Raw genomic sequence first — 15,378 nt, 5'->3', positions numbered from 1 at the left:
TGATAAATTAGACAAATAACTCATGTCATGTATGAATAATTTCGCTGGGTTTTCCGATGTCATTCGCTCATCGTTTACCGCCGCCCGGGTATTGCACCGTTGCTCAGCGCGCTGGCTGGCTGGGGCATGGCTCACGTGCGCATTGACGATGGGGATAGGGGCCGCGATCCCGTCAACAGCGCAAGCGAGCCCGGCCGACGCGATGATCAAGGCGGTGAAGTTCGACGATGTCGACGCGGTGCGCAAGCTGCTCGCCGCCGGTATCGATCCGAACCTGGTCGATGCTGGCGGCATGCCGATGCTGGTACTCGCCGCGCGAGAAAAGTCCGAAAAGGTCGCCGCGCTGTTGGCGGACCAACCGAAGACTGACCTGGGGAAGCTGGATCGTGCTGGCGAGAACGCGATGATGTTGGCCGCGCTCAACGGCGAGACTGAGCTGGTCAAGCAGCTGATCGAGAAGGGGGCCGAAGTCAACAAGTCGGGCTGGACACCGCTGCATTACGCAGCGACGACCGGCCAGGATGAGGTCGTCAAGCTGCTGATCGATCATTCCGCATACATTGATGCCGCATCGCCGAACGGCACCACGCCGCTGATGATGGCCGCGCGCGGCGGCCATATCACGACCGTGAAGCTGCTGCTTGACGAGGGCGCCGACCTGACGTTGAAGAACCAGTTGGAATTGACCGCGATCGATTTTGCGAAACAATACAACCAGAAAGACATCGCGGACAGCCTAGCCGCGCGACTGGAGAAAATACAAGTGCAACAAAGACAAAAGGATTCACGCCCGCCTGCCACGGCCGGTGGCAGTGCAGGTAACGCAGGCAGTACAAAATAACCCGGCCCGGCACGGCGGTACGCCGTGCCGGATCTTGACTACAACATAAGGAACACCATGCTACGGACATTGCTCCGCGCCATCGCAATGTTTGCGATCAGTGTGCCGATGAACGCTTACGCGTTCACCGGCGCAGACCTGGACCGTCTGTGCCAGCGCACTGATGTGAAATCGCGCGTGTCGTGCGAAGCCTACATCGAAGGTGCAGCGGATGGTGTGTTCAATACGATCGAAGCCATTGGCGGTACGACAGGGCCGCGTGTAGGGCAGTACTTTTGCTTGCCCGATAACGTGAAAGCGGCGGAGTTGACTGACGCGGTGCGCAAGTATTTGGCAAATACGCCAAACGCAAAGGACTACAACGCCAGTACGGTCGTCGCACTGGGGTTGGGCAAGAGCTATCCATGCTCAACAGGCAAGTGATGGAGCGCTGGTGAGCTGGCTTGAACCGATCAGCAACATTGCTGCTTCGCCGCTGCATTCGTGGACCGGCCTGATCGTCGTTGCCGTGATCGCGGTGGTGTGCGTGCGCGCCGGGCACTGGGTCGGCGCCCGGATCATGCGTCGCGTGACGCGGCCCTATCCGATCTTGGCTGTCGTGACGGGGGCGATCGAGTGGCCATCGCTTTACGCGCTGGCGATGCTGGCTATCGAACTGGTGCTGCACGAGGCGCCGGACGAGTTGGCGTTGATCCGCGTCGCGCGCGATGTTGGTGGCCTGACGTTGATCGGCATGCTGACGCTGTTGGCCGTACGTTCGGTTGCCGGCGTAGGCAATGCAATCGTCGCCGCGAACCCGTTGGACACGGCCGACAACCTGCATGCGCGACGCATCCACACGCAGACGCGCGTGCTTGCTCGGTCGGTGATGACGCTGATCGTGATGCTCGGCATCGCGTCGATGTTGATGATGTTTCCCAACGTGCGGCAGGTCGGCACGAGCCTGCTCGCGTCGGCGGGCGTCGCCGGTCTGGTCGCCGGTATCGCGGCGCGACCAGTGCTGGGCAATATGATCGCTGGGTTGCAGATTGCGCTGTCCCAGCCGATCCGACTTGACGACGTGGTGGTGATCCAAGGCGAGTGGGGACGGATTGAGGAAATCACGGGTACCTATGTCGCCGTTCGAATTTGGGATCAGCGGCGGCTGATCGTGCCACTGCAATGGTTGATAGAAAATCCGTTCACGAACTGGACCCGCAGCAGTTCGCAGATCATCGGCACGGTATTCCTGTTTGTCGACTACAAGATGCCGTTGCCGCCGTTGCGCGAGGAACTGTCACGTATCGTCAGCAATGCCCCGGAATGGGATGGGCGTGTCCAAGTATTGCAAGTTACCGACGCGACCGATCGCGCGATGCAATTGCGGGTACTGGTCAGCTCGAGCGATTCGGGCCTGAATTGGGATTTGCGTTGCCGCGTACGAGAAGGATTGATTGCCTTCATCCAGCGCTATTATCCAGAGTGCCTGCCGAAGATGCGGGCGGATCTGTCCACTGAACGTGAACGTGCACTGCAGGCCGAACCGCAGCCGATGCACGAGGCCACGCCACCGGAAGCGTCCAAGACCGCCGCCCATACGGAGGCCGACCCGGTGGCGATGCGCCGGGACGATTGACGCGCATTGAGTGAACCGCAGCGGCGCGCTATCGGTCATAACCGACATGTCCCATTCAGCAACTGACGGAGAATAAGCGAATGAGCCGACTGGTCGTAGTGTCGAATCGCGTCGCAACCCCCACTGAGAGCAAGGGATCCGCCGGTGGACTCGCCGTCGGCGTGTTCGGCGCGCTGAAGGATACGGGAGGGGTCTGGTTCGGCTGGAGTGGCGACGTAGTCGGCGAAACGGTCGCAAACGCTACGCCGACGCTCGTAGAGGACGGCAAGGTCACGTTCGCAACCGTCGGGCTGACGCGCAAAGACTACGATCAATACTATCGCGGTTTTTCGAATGCGACGCTGTGGCCTGTTTTCCACTATCGCAATGACCTGGCCGTCTACGACCGCGCAGATTATGCAGGGTACCTGCGCGTGAACCGGTGGCTTGCGCAGAAGCTACTGCCTTTGCTGCGGCCTGACGATGTGATCTGGGTCCACGATTATCACTTGATCCCATTCGGCGATGCGCTGCGCCAGCTTGGGGTGCAGAACCGGATCGGCTTTTTTCTGCATATCCCGTTTCCATCGCCGCAGATTCTGCTGAACATCCCGCCGCACGACGAACTGGTGCGCGTGCTGTGCAGCTATGACGTGGTGGGTTTCCAAACCGCGGTCGATCTGCGCGCCTTCGCCGATTATGTCGAGCGACACGCGCAGGGCAAAGTGTGGGACAACGGCCGGATCGAGGCATACGGGCGCGTATTGCACGGCGCTGCCTACCCGATCGGTGTTTTCCCCGATGACATCGCTGAGCAAGCGCGTCGCCACGAGAGCCGGCAACACGTGCTGGAACTAAAGCAAAGCTTGGAAGGGCGCAAGCTGATTATGAGCGTGGACCGGCTCGATTACTCGAAGGGGCTTGTCGAGCGCTTCCGGGCATTCGAGCAATTGCTAGAGCGTGCGCCGCACTGGCGCGGCAATGTCACGCTCGTTCAGGTGGCCCCGCCCACGCGCTCGGACGTTCAGTCGTATCAGGAAATTAGGCAGAGCCTCGAATATGAGGCCGGCCGGATCAACGGCCGGTTTTCCGGCCTGGACTACACGCCGATCCGATATTTAAACCAGCGCTATGACCGTTGGAAGCTGATGTCGCTATTTCGCGAGTCACAAATCGGCCTGGTCACGCCACTGCGTGACGGAATGAACCTGGTGGCCAAGGAGTATGTTGCCGCCCAAAATCCGGACGATCCTGGCGTGCTGGTCCTATCGCGCTTTGCCGGCGCGGCGCTGGAGCTGCCCGGGGCACTGATCACCAACCCGTACGATATTATCGGTATGTCCGAGGCCCTTGAGCATGCGTTGGCGATGCCACTGGTGGAGCGACAAGAGCGCTACCAGACCAACATGCAACATCTGCGCGATAATGACCTGGGCGTCTGGCGCGACACCTTCATCGCCGATTTGCGCGGGCACGCACGCGCGGTGCCGGGGCAGCATTGACCGGCCACCGCGCTGATGTTTCCACGGCAGGCGCCCGTGCTGCGGCAGCTGCGTGGTGAAACAGGGTGCAAACGTGCACGTGCAGTGTGTCATACTGGCACGCCCGGTTGCAGGCCCGATGACCGCATCACCGCGGAAATTTCTAAATCGGAGACAAGCATGAGGATTGCCCAGATCGCGCCACTTACCGAGTCGGTGCCGCCTAAGCTGTATGGTGGCACGGAGCGCGTCGTCTCGTATATCACCGAAGCGCTGGTCGATCTCGGCCACGATGTGACGCTGTTCGCCAGCGCAGACTCGGACACTCGGGCCAAGCTTGTGCCGGTCTGGCCGCGGGCGCTGCGACTCGATCCCGCTATTCGCGATCGGATCGCTCCGCATATGCTGTTGATGGAACGGGTGCGGCAGCAAGCGAGAGAATTCGACGTGCTGCATTTTCACCTGGACTACTACTCGTTTTCGCTGTTCGGCCGCCAGGACACGCCCTTTATCACTACGCTGCATGGGCGGCTGGACCTGCCGGAACAACAGCCGATCTTCGACACTTTCTCGAACGCAGCGGTCGTATCGATCTCGGACGCACAGCGCGAGCCGCTGCCGCAGGCGAAGTGGCTGACGACCGTCTACCACGGCCTGCCCGAGATGCTGTACACGCCACAGCCCGTGCAGCCACAGTACCTAGCGTTCCTTGGCCGGATATCGCCGGAAAAACGTGTCGATATCGCGATCCGGATCGCCGGATTCTGCGGCATGAAGATCCGCATCGCCGCCAAAGTCGACGCCGCCGACCAGCAGTATTTCGAGCGCGACATACGGCCATTGTTGGCGTTGCCGCACGTCGAGTTCATTGGGGAAATCGCTGACGAGCAAAAAGCGCACTTCCTGTCTGGCGCACACGCACTACTGTTTCCGATCGACTGGCCCGAGCCGTTCGGTCTGGTGATGATCGAGGCGATGGCCTGCGGCACACCGGTCATCGCGTTCAACCGGGGTTCGGTGTCAGAGGTGATCGACGAAGCGCAGTCTGGCTTCATCGTAGAGGACGAAATCAGTGCGGTTGCGGCGGTCAACCGCGTTGGCACGTTGTCGCGTGAACGCGTGAGAGCGTGCTTCGAGCGACGCTTCACGTCGCGCCGCATGGCGCAGCAGTATCTAGAAGCCTACCATACGGTCGTACGCGCGCAGCGGCGCGCGCGCTTCAAAGTTATCGATCGCGCAGCGCCGACCAAACTACACAGCCCGGTGGACGCGGCAAGCTGACGCCGCCACGTCGCTTTGCGTGACGAGCCGCCGGCCCCGCGCGGGCAACCTGGCCCCACCAGGGGCCATGCGTTGAGCTACCGTCCGTGTCAATGCAGCTTGTCACCGAACAAGCCAAACAGGCCGATAATGATCAGATACAACGCGATAATGATATTCAATAGTCGCGGTATCAACAGGATCAGAATGTCGGCGACCAGCGCCACCACCGGGCCCGCTGTCACGGTCAGGCTCATGAGCGCGCGCGGCTTAGAGCTTCAGTTTCGTCACCTTCGTGCCTTCCAACGACACGCCGGCCATCAGGCCCGCATTCGTCAGCACGAACGCCTGCACCGGCGCGGTGGCCGTGGTGGTATCGATTTTGCCGTTCACGCCGACTTTCAGCACCGCGACGGTCGCATCGGCGCCCACGGCCCAGCCTTCGCTGTTGCGGAACTTGTCCAGTGAGTCCTGCGTCATGAACAGGAAAACCAGCGCCTTGGATTGCGCACCGGCCTGCAAGCCGAACGAGCCCGTTGCGGTACTGTAATAGCCAGCCGTCTCTTCACCGACACGCAGCGCACCTTCGCCATACTGGCCCCCGACAATGAAGGCTGCGGACACGACGGACGGGAACACCAGCACGCCACGGGACTTCGCGACCAGCTCCCGCGAACCGTTGGCGGTGGTATAGAGGCGTGCCAACGTTTCATTGACCGAAGTATTGATGCTCTGGCGCTTGGCTGCGTTGCCGGATGCCCTCGACGCAGAAGTCTGGGTGGTCGTCGTGCAACCGGTGAGCGCGAGGCCGCCTGATGCGAGTAGGGCGGAGGTCGTCACTATGAACTTTCTTCTTTCCATCTCATTCTCCTAGGTTGCTTTCGGGGAACTGCCACGACACTGAAGCATGGAGCGGGCCAACTGCGTAATGGTTCCCCAAATAACCCGGACGGTTGCCCAATTGCTCGATACAGGGCCCTCAATGCGAGTGTGTCTCAACTGTCGATTCCATCGAGCCTGGTGTTGGCGTCAGGTCCGGCACGGCAGGGCGGGGCAGGCGCCGGTGTGCCAGACAACTCGGATGAGGCCGTCGGTGTGCGCCCCGGCCGCTTAGGCGAGGGGCGTCGCAACGCCAAGCGCACGAATACGACAACTAGGCCGACAGCGAAGACAAACGACGAGGGCACGACCCAATAGCCGAAGATGGCCTGGCTCAGGTACGACAGCAGCGTGCGCCGGCGTCTCGCATAGTCGTCCTGCGCTGCCTGCAATGCCGACGCATGCGCCGACACAATCGCGGCCGGGCATCCGGCCGCCCGGGCCTGCTCCGCGGTCCCGGCGCAACGGCCAGCCGCGTCCATGGCACGCTCGGGCGCGCTGAGTTTCCAATTGCCGAGCGCGCGTTGCAGATCGGTGCGATTGTAGGCCATCTCGACCTGGATCTCGTGAATTGTAATCAGCGCGACGGGCACCGCCCATACGAACGTGGCGATCAGCCAACGCCTGATCCAGCGGTTCGGTCTCCATGCCATCATGCGCCTCCGTCCGCCATTGGTGTGTGGTCACGAAACAACGGCGTCTGCAGCGATCAGCTGGCCATTCGGCTTAAACAGGCCGCCGTATCCCGATCATAGAGAATTCGACGGCGCTGCACACGGTGCACCGCACCACGAGCGGCCGCATCGACCGCGATGCGATCCTGAGGCGGCGTGCGTCAGCTGTCGGCTTGGCATCTAGGCAACCTTTCGTGGGGACCTTGCGCGGCGAGCCGGCGGTGCGTGGCATGCTTTATGTGCAACAATGGCGCGTTGTACCAGTCTGTGTCGGTCAATATTGCAAAAGTTCGACCGGTAAGTTCTGCAAAGCCGGTGTAAAGGTGCCCTATCGCGCGCCTCGGCCGACGACCACAGGGGCATCCCGGCGCGGCGCGTAAGTCGTCATTGGTACACGCAGCGCGATGGCAGGCGAATGCCCCAACACAGATTGCGGTAATTGCCTTCACGTTGGAACAGCGTTTGCTTCCTTAACGACCGCCGTGCTGCATGGCACTCTGTAGTGCAGCATTCCTACTGTTCATTTGTCTAACGTCCGATTTCACAATGGCATCGCAGCCTGTCCAGCCCTCTAGTTCCGTGTCATCCGCCACGGCCGCGGCCGGTGGGGCCCTTGCCCGACATGGTTTGCGCGTGCTCGTGGTCGACGACGCCGAAGACGCGTGCGAGGGGCTGGCATTGCTGCTGCAAATCGAGGGTTTCCAGGTCGAGGCGACGCTCGACGGTCCCACCGCAGTGGAATGCGCCACGCATTTCGCCCCACATATCGTGCTGCTCGACTTGGCGATGCCGCGCATGAGTGGTTACGACGTCGCGCGCCGGCTGCGCGAGCATCCGTCGACACGTGACGCGCTGATCATCGCGTTGACGGGGCTGAGCGAGTTCGACGACATCGCTCGCAGCCGCGCGGCCGGTTTCAACCACCATCAGGTCAAGCCGGTGGACGTCGATACGCTGCTGTCGCTGATCGATCACCACTTCGCTACCCACGCGTCGCAGCGCTCCGGTCGTCAATGAGCGGTGGCGGAACCGAGCTAGGATGAATATGCCCGGGCGACGCGCCGGCTCCCCTCCATACCATCACAGCTCGAAATAACGTCGCTTTGCGCAACACTGTTTCCTCGGCAACGACATGTCGACGTTGACACATCGACCCGCGGCTTTGACGACGCGCTGGCGGACGAGGGCACCGTATGTTAGGTATCGGCGCTTTCAAACCTCAAGAGTAACTGGCAATGACGACGATCAAGGACGTGGCGGCACTTGCAGGCGTGTCGTTTACCACCGTTTCGCATGTGGTGAATAATTCCCGTCCGGTCAGTGCCGATGTGCGGGCAAAGGTCGAGCATGCGATCAGGCAACTGAATTATGTGCCGTCGGCGGTTGCCCGTTCACTGAAGGCGCGTTCCACGGCGACGATCGGGCTGGTCATTCCAAACGGCACGAATCCGTACTTTGCCGAGTTGGCGCGCGGCATCGAAGACCACTGCGAAAGAACCGGATATTGTGTCTTTTTATGCAATTCGGATGACGATCCGACCAAGCAACGCAATTATCTGCGAGTGTTACAGGAAAAGCGCATCGATGGGCTGATTGTCGCGTCGGCCGGCGCGGACAGCGTGCTGGCGTCCGCTGGCGTACCGATCGTAGTGGTGGACCGGGAAATCGAGGGCCCGAGCGCCGATCTGGTGCAGATCGACCATGAGCGCGGCGCGTATCTAGCCACCTGCCACCTGCTGGAACTCGGCCACGTACGCATCGGTTGCATCACCGGGCCGGTGCAGATGGCGGTCAGCGCGATGCGCGTCCAGGGCTTTCTACGCGCGATGGCCGAGCGTGGCATTGAGATTGTCAAGGACGGCATCGTCGAGGGCGGTTTCACGATCCCAGGCGGCTATGTGGCCGCAAGCCGGCTGCTCGACCGCGTGAAGCCCAGCGCCATCTTTGCCAGCAACGACATAATGGGCATGGGCGCATTGCGAGCGGCGGCCAAGCGCAAGATCCAGGTGCCGGAGGAGTTGTCGATTATCGGATTCGACGATATCGAGTTATCCCGCTATGTTTACCCGGCGCTGTCCACCGTAGGCCAGTCGATTTTGCAGCTTGGCGAGGCGGCGGCGCAGACCTTGTTCGAGCGTATCAGTGGCAATGTGCAAGGGGGTCCACAACGGCGCGTCGTCACGCCACAGTTGGCGGTGCGCGAGTCCACTGCGGCGGCCCTATGACGAGCGTACAACGGCCACATACGTGCACCGGCCGTGTTACCGCGGTCGGCAGCTTAAACGTGGACCTGGCGGTGCGCACCGCGTCTTCCGTTTCTGGCGAAACGCTGAGTGGACACAACTTCGCGTTGATTTCGGGCGGCAAGGGCGCTAACCAGACCGTCGTCGCCACTCGGCTTGGGGCACAGGCGTCGATGATCGGCCGCGTCGGCGATGATCCCAACAGTGGGTCGTTGGTCAACGCGCTTTGGGCCGAAGGCATCGATTGTTCGGCGGGTCAGCTCAGCCCACCGCTGCGACTGGCCAGGGTTGAAAGCAAGCCAATACCGATGTCATGATAACGTTGCACAGCGAACGGTGCGGGATCAATATTGTAGGGCTTCGGTGTATGGCGCGCCAGCGGTTAAATTATCTTAGCAAACACTACGTGCGGTTGGTGAAATTCTCCCGAAATAGGATTAGGATGAGTCTAAGGGCATGCCGGTCGACCGGCCCGAGCGCGTGATACGACGCGTGCACCGCGGCGCTTGACCGGCAGCTCTCGTTGAATATCGGCGAGGAGGTGGTATGGATATTTACAACAGTTTCGCGACCCGCTTCGAAAAGACGAGAGAGGAAGAGTTCTCGTTAGAAGAGTATCTCGAACTGTGCAAGAACAATCCTGCCGCGTACGCCACGGCTGGCGAACGCATGTTGATGGCGATCGGGGAGCCGGAACACGTCGATACCCGCAATGATCCGAGGTTGTCGCGTGTTTTTGCCAACAAAGTCATCAAGATTTACCCGGCATTCCGTGAGTTCTATGGCATGGAAGAGGTAATCGAGCAGGTCGTCGCCTATTTCCGCCATTCTGCACAGGGGCTCGAGGAAAAGAAACAGATCCTGTATCTACTTGGGCCGGTCGGCGGCGGTAAATCGTCGATCGCGGAGCGTTTGAAGCAATTAATGGAGCGAGTGCCGTTCTACTCGATTAAAGGCTCGCCGGTCAACGAATCACCGCTCGGCTTGTTCGACTACGACGAGGATGGCCCGATCCTTGAAGAGCAGTATGGAATACCTCGCCGCTACCTGAAAAGTATCCTGTCTCCGTGGGCCGTCAAGCGCCTACACGAGTACAACGGCGATATCCGCCGGTTCCGCGTGGTCAAGCGCTATCCATCGGTGCTGCGTCAGATTGGAATTGCGAAGACCGAGCCGGGTGACGAGAACAACCAGGACATCTCATCGCTGGTCGGCAAGGTCGATATCCGCAAGCTGGAGCAGTATGCGCAGGACGATGCCGACGCGTACAGCTACTCGGGGGGACTGTGCCTGGCCAACCAGGGCCTGCTCGAGTTCGTCGAAATGTTCAAGGCTCCGATTAAGGTGCTGCACCCGTTACTGACCGCCACGCAGGAAGGCAACTTCAAGGGTACGGAGGGCTTCGGCGCGATTCCGTTCGACGGTATTATCCTTGCGCACTCGAACGAATCGGAATGGAAAGCATTCCGGAACAACAAGAATAACGAGGCGCTGCTCGATCGGATTTTCGTGATCAAGGTGCCGTACTGCCTACGCTACTCGGAAGAGATCAAGATTTATGACAAGTTGATCCGGAACTCGTCGCTCGGTTCCGCTGTTTGTGCACCGGGCACGCTGAAGATGATGGCGCAGTTCGCCGTGCTAACTCGCTTGCAGGAGCCGGAAAACTCCAGTCTGTTTTCTAAGATGCTGGTCTATGACGGCGAAAACCTGAAGGACACCGATCCGAAGGCGAAGTCGTACCAAGAGTATCGCGACTACGCTGGCGTTGACGAAGGCATGACAGGCATCTCGACACGCTTCGCGTTCAAGATCCTGTCGCGGGTGTTCAATTTCGACACGGCTGAGGTTGCCGCCAACCCGGTACACCTGATGTACGTGCTCGAGCAGCAGATCGAGCGCGAGCAGTTCCCACCGGAAATTGAACAAAAGTACTTATCGTTCGTCAAGGAGCTTCTGGCGTCGCGCTACGCGGAGTTCATCGGCAAAGAGATCCAGACTGCCTATCTGGAATCGTATTCCGAATACGGCCAAAACATTTTCGACCGCTATGTGACTTATGCGGACTTCTGGATCCAGGATCAAGAGTTCCGGGATCACGACACCGGCGAGAGCTTCGATCGCGCGGCGTTGAACGCGGAATTGGAGAAAATCGAAAAGCCGGCGGGAATCAGTAATCCAAAAGATTTCCGCAACGAGATTGTCAACTTTGTCCTGCGTGCGCGTGCAGCTAATGGTGGCAAGAATCCGGCGTGGATCAGCTACGAAAAGCTGCGTGTTGTGATCGAGAAGAAAATGTTCTCCAACACGGAGGAACTTCTGCCGGTTATTTCATTCAACGCGAAGGGCTCCGCCGAGGAGCAACGCAAGCATGAGGACTTCGTCAACCGGATGGTCGCCAAGGGTTACACGCCTAAGCAGGTCCGCCTGCTGTGCGACTGGTATCTACGCGTGCGCAAGTCTTCCTAACAGCAAGCGTGCATAGCGTATTGGCGCCATAAGCAACGCGGCGTCTTGTGTACCGGGGCGGTGCCGGCGCGGCGGCGAACATCACCGCGCGCGTCGCCGCGCCGCGTGCGCGGGTTGCGCCTTTCACGACAGCGGGGGACGGCAACGTGCTTCATCAGATCATCGACCGCAGACTTGCCGGCAAGAATAAGAGTATTGCGAATCGCGAACGCTTCTTGCGACGGGTCAAGCACTATATCCGCGAAGCGGTGTCCGAGGCCGTGCGCGACCGCAGCATCAAGGACATCCAGAGTACGAAGAGCATCACGATTCCGAAGAAGGATATCGGCGAGCCGATGTTCCATCATGCACCGGGCGGGCGGCGCGAAATCGTCCATCCAGGCAACGCGGACTACGTGAAAGGCGACAAAATTCCGCGCCCGCCCGGCGGTGGGGGGAGTGGGAGCGGAGGACAGGCGAGCAACGAAGGCGAGGGGCAGGACGACTTCGTGTTCGAGTTGTCTCGCGAGGAATTCATGCAGTATTTCTTCGACGACCTGGAACTGCCACGATTGGTTAAGACACACCTGATGGCGGTGCCAAGTTGGAAGAACCAGCGTGCCGGCTGGGCGACCGAAGGCACGCCGAACAACATCGACGTCGTGCGCTCATTGCGCAGTGCGCTGAGTCGGCGCATCGCGCTTGGTGCGCCGTTGGTCAACCAGCTGCGCGAACTCGAGGCGCAACTGGACGAGTTGAAGGACGACCCGGGCGATCGCCGGGCCGAGATCAAACGGCTCGAGGATGAAATCCATCACCTGAAGGGACGCATCTGGCGGATACCGTTCATTGACCCATTCGACCTGCGCTACGTGAATCGCGTCAAGCAACCCACTCCGTCCAGCCAGGCAGTCATGTTTTGCTTGATGGACGTTTCCGGTTCGATGGACGAACAGCGCAAGGACTTGGCCAAGCGCTTCTTCATCCTGCTATACCTGTTTCTGACGCGTAACTATGAAAAGATCGAGGTGGTGTTCATCCGGCACCACACGCGTGCGGAAGAGGTCAACGAGGATACTTTTTTTCACTCGACCGAAAGCGGTGGCACCGTGGTCTCCAGTGCGTTGGAGCTAATGAAGAAGATCATTGACGAGCGCTATTCGCCGACAGAATGGAATATTTATGGCGCACAGGCATCCGATGGCGACAATTGGACGGACGATTCGCCAAAATGCCGTAAGCTGCTGGAAAACGACATCCTGCCAAAAACGCGGTACTTTGCGTATATCCAGGTAGCCCAGGAAGTGCAGAACCTATGGTTCGAATACAGCCAGCTGGCTGACGCAGTACCTCATTTCACGATGAAAAAGGTCGATGACGCGGCGGACATCTATCCAGTGTTTCGCGAATTGTTCGAAAAACAGGTGGCCGCATGAACTCCAAACCAAAATCTCGCCAGCCGGGCGAGGAACGTGTCGCGATGCTCGGTGACGATGCTAGCGGGGATACCCGCATGCGACCGAGCGACCATGGCAATGGTCGCCGGCCATTGCCGAGTCCGTCGGACTGGACCTTCGAGCTAATTGAACGCTATGACGCTGAAATTGCGCGCGTGGCAGAGCACTATAAACTTGACACCTATCCGATCCAGCTGGAATTGATCAGCGCCGAGCAGATGATGGACGCGTATGCGTCGGTCGGCATGCCGGTCAATTACCGGCACTGGTCTTTCGGCAAGCACTTTCTTGCGACCGAGAAAAGCTACCGGCGCGGCCAGATGGGACTAGCATACGAAATCGTCATCAATTCGAATCCCTGCATCGCCTATCTGATGGAAGAAAACACGATGACGATGCAAGCACTGGTGATCGCGCATGCGGCCTACGGCCACAACTCGTTTTTTAAAGGCAATTATCTATTTCGGCTGTGGACCGACGCTCACGCGATCATCGACTACCTGGTCTATGCCAAGCACTACATTGCCGAATGCGAGGAGCGCTACGGCCTGGACCGCGTCGAGGAGTTGCTCGATTCATGCCATGCGCTGATGAACTACGGCGTGGACCGCTATAAGCGTCCTCAAAAGTTGTCGCTACAGCGGGAACTGGAGCGGCAACGCGAGCGCGAGGCGTATTTGCAGACGCAAGTCAACGAATTATGGCGCACACTGCCAGCGCGCTCCAAGCCCGAAACCGTGGACGACGCGGATGAAACCCGCTATCCGCCCGAGCCGCAGGAAAACCTGTTGTATTTCGCCGAAAAGAATGCCCCGCTATTGGAGCCATGGGAACGCGAAGTCATACGAATCGTGCGCAAGATCGGGCAGTACTTCTATCCGCAACGGCAAACCCAGGTGATGAATGAAGGGTGGGCCTGCTTCTGGCACTACACACTGCTCAATACGCTGTACAACGAAGGCAAGCTGGCTGACGGCTTCATGCTCGAATTTCTGCATTCGCACAGCAATGTCGTCTACCAGCCACCGGTGACCAAACCGTATTACAGCGGGATCAACCCGTATGCGCTGGGGTTTTCGATGATGACGGACATTCGCCGCATCTGTGAGCAGCCAACCGACGAGGACCGGCGCTGGTTTCCCGACTTGGCGGGCAGCTCGTGGCTCGAGGCACTCGACTATGCGATGCGCAACTTCAAAGATGAAAGCTTCGTTGCCCAATATTTGTCGCCGTCATTGATCCGGGACATGCGGCTGTTCTCGATCCTGGACGACGATTCGAAAGAGGCTCTGGAAGTCTCCGCGATCCATGATGAAAGCGGCTACCAATACGTCCGGCAGGCGCTGTCGCGCCAGTATGATATCCATCACCGTGAGCCAAATATCCAAGTATGGTCAGTGAATACACGAGGTGATCGCAGTCTCACGCTGCGTCACTTCATGACCGACCATCGACATCTGGGCAGCGACACCGAAGAGGTGCTCAAACACATGGCGCGGCTGTGGCAGTTTAACGTGCACCTGGAAAGTGTCGACGAGAACGGCACGGTGCGCCGGCGCTACGAATGTCCTTACGTCGCGCCAGCGGTGCGGATCTAGGGTCGGGCGGCATCGCTGCGCGAATCGGCGTGCGGCTGCAGCAGTTTCAACGGCTAGCAACAAATCCCCGGCAGGGAAGTCGCTTTCTAAGCGTCATTAAGGTTCATCAACGTATCATAGCGTGGTAACGGCTTATTGTGTGGGTCGACCGTTTTACCGTACGTTGCCCGTAAGGCATTAAATGCGGCGTAACCTTCGCGGGCGTAAGGGTTGTGTGGATCCTTCCGCCAAGCGTTGATAGTAGGCTGATTCTTCGGCGTCAACTCGGAATTTATTACATCATCCAGCGTTCCTCGGCCTGGCTCTTCTGCAGCCCATTTCACAAAATGGCGCAAGTGGCTTGCGTACTTCGCTGCCTTGGGGTCGGAACAAAGCTGAAGAAATGTACCGATCAATTCTTTAGACCTTGTGAGAGGCTGCTTCGGCCTGAAGTCCAGCATCGAAAAAGTGGGCCCTCCCGTACTGACTTCTGCAGTCGCAATTTTAGCGGCCAGCCACATGGTCGGGTCTTCAGTGTGATTCTTATCGGACGCGCGCTTAGTGGTTCGTTCTAGCACCAACGCGCCGTTCTGACTCGACGATTTCAGCGCAAATCGACCCGACTGCTTAATGGCGGACCGAGTGGAGTCAGCGCTTTTCTTTCTTTTGGTAACGCGGCCGTCTTGACCTCCAAGCGTGTCTAGCCGCGCATGGGACTGTAAGTTGCTAGGCTGTACGTCGGCGCCTTTCTGTTTTTCTTCGTGAGCGCATGGTGGGACACTCCCCGAATTCAGCAAGTCACTGATACGCATTTTTCCTCCCAAGGGCAGGCCTGTATGCGTATTTCAGCGATCATGGACGGTCGAATCAGGCTGATGGTGGACGGCGTTTCAGCGTGATCATGGACAGTTTGGGTGAGCGCGA

General features: G+C 59.3%; 14 protein-coding genes and 1 pseudogene. 11 read left to right on the top strand and 4 right to left on the bottom strand.

Annotation, left to right across the window (positions count from 1 at the left end; all coding sequences use genetic code 11):
- The first annotated feature begins 31 nt into the window (after positions 1–31).
- The 5 genes from KQH55_RS06495 (at position 32) to KQH55_RS06475 (ending at position 5,197) form a co-directional block, all read left to right on the top strand.
- Positions 32–841, top strand: a complete 810-nt coding sequence (locus tag KQH55_RS06495; RefSeq protein ID WP_370642952.1) for an ankyrin repeat domain-containing protein — start codon at positions 32–34, stop codon at positions 839–841.
- A gap of 69 nt (positions 842–910) precedes the next feature.
- The gene (locus KQH55_RS06490; protein ID WP_370642954.1) at positions 911–1,264 is read left to right on the top strand and encodes a Rap1a/Tai family immunity protein; all 354 of its coding nucleotides are present in this window, start codon (positions 911–913) and stop codon (positions 1,262–1,264) included.
- Between the two features lie 10 nt (positions 1,265–1,274).
- Positions 1,275–2,456 carry a mechanosensitive ion channel family protein gene (locus KQH55_RS06485; RefSeq protein WP_139336936.1) on the top strand — a complete coding sequence of 394 codons (1,182 nt, stop codon included), beginning with the start codon at positions 1,275–1,277 and terminating at the stop codon, positions 2,454–2,456.
- A gap of 80 nt (positions 2,457–2,536) precedes the next feature.
- Positions 2,537–3,937 (top strand): alpha,alpha-trehalose-phosphate synthase (UDP-forming), encoded by a 1,401-nt coding sequence (gene otsA / locus KQH55_RS06480; protein ID WP_076784857.1) that lies wholly within the window; start codon positions 2,537–2,539, stop codon positions 3,935–3,937.
- Between the two features lie 159 nt (positions 3,938–4,096).
- Positions 4,097–5,197, top strand: coding sequence for a glycosyltransferase family 4 protein (locus KQH55_RS06475; protein ID WP_076797191.1), 1,101 nt, complete (start codon positions 4,097–4,099; stop codon positions 5,195–5,197).
- 89 nt (positions 5,198–5,286) lie between these two features.
- Here KQH55_RS06475 and KQH55_RS06470 read toward each other — a convergent pair whose 3' ends face one another.
- From KQH55_RS06470 to KQH55_RS06460, 3 genes are all read right to left on the bottom strand, one after another.
- Positions 5,287–5,433 carry a DUF3096 domain-containing protein gene (locus tag KQH55_RS06470; RefSeq protein WP_076784859.1) on the bottom strand — a complete coding sequence of 49 codons (147 nt, stop codon included), beginning with the start codon at positions 5,431–5,433 and terminating at the stop codon, positions 5,287–5,289.
- Between the two features lie 13 nt (positions 5,434–5,446).
- Positions 5,447–6,037 (bottom strand): YSC84-related protein, encoded by a 591-nt coding sequence (locus KQH55_RS06465; RefSeq protein WP_076784860.1) that lies wholly within the window; start codon positions 6,035–6,037, stop codon positions 5,447–5,449.
- Between the two features lie 134 nt (positions 6,038–6,171).
- Entirely contained in the window at positions 6,172–6,708 is a 537-nt protein-coding gene (locus tag KQH55_RS06460; protein WP_076795164.1) for a hypothetical protein, read from the bottom strand.
- Positions 6,709–7,275: 567 nt separating this feature from the next.
- Here KQH55_RS06460 and KQH55_RS06455 point away from each other — a divergent pair.
- The 6 genes and pseudogenes from KQH55_RS06455 to KQH55_RS06430 form a co-directional block, all read left to right on the top strand.
- Positions 7,276–7,746 (top strand): response regulator, encoded by a 471-nt coding sequence (locus KQH55_RS06455; RefSeq protein ID WP_170872392.1) that lies wholly within the window; start codon positions 7,276–7,278, stop codon positions 7,744–7,746.
- A 218-nt stretch (positions 7,747–7,964) separates the two neighbouring features.
- On the top strand, positions 7,965–8,954 hold the full coding sequence (locus KQH55_RS06450; protein WP_235090427.1) for a LacI family DNA-binding transcriptional regulator: 990 nt from the start codon (positions 7,965–7,967) through the stop codon (positions 8,952–8,954).
- Entirely contained in the window at positions 8,951–9,289 is a 339-nt protein-coding gene (locus KQH55_RS06445) for a PfkB family carbohydrate kinase (protein ID WP_076784864.1), read from the top strand. The genes KQH55_RS06450 and KQH55_RS06445 overlap by 4 nt, the downstream gene beginning before the upstream one ends.
- 229 nt (positions 9,290–9,518) lie before the next feature.
- A complete protein-coding gene (locus KQH55_RS06440) occupies positions 9,519–11,441 on the top strand; it encodes a PrkA family serine protein kinase (RefSeq protein WP_076795161.1) in 1,923 nt (640 codons plus the stop codon).
- A 146-nt stretch (positions 11,442–11,587) separates the two neighbouring features.
- Complete coding sequence (locus KQH55_RS06435) at positions 11,588–12,856, top strand: YeaH/YhbH family protein (protein WP_076797189.1); 1,269 nt, start codon at positions 11,588–11,590, stop codon at positions 12,854–12,856.
- A gap of 104 nt (positions 12,857–12,960) precedes the next feature.
- Positions 12,961–14,475 (top strand): annotated as a pseudogene (locus KQH55_RS06430) (SpoVR family protein); the annotation flags it as partial.
- 86 nt (positions 14,476–14,561) lie between these two features.
- On the opposite strand, the gene KQH55_RS06425 reads toward KQH55_RS06430, so the two are convergent.
- Entirely contained in the window at positions 14,562–14,975 is a 414-nt protein-coding gene (locus tag KQH55_RS06425; protein WP_139336937.1) for a hypothetical protein, read from the bottom strand.
- Positions 14,976–15,378 lie beyond the last annotated feature (403 nt).

This window comes from Mycetohabitans sp. B3, assembly GCF_021498065.1.
Classification (GTDB): Bacteria; Pseudomonadota; Gammaproteobacteria; order Burkholderiales; family Burkholderiaceae; genus Mycetohabitans.
Note: the sequence above shows the minus strand (reverse complement) of the source record. Positions and strands in the feature narration are given on the sequence as shown.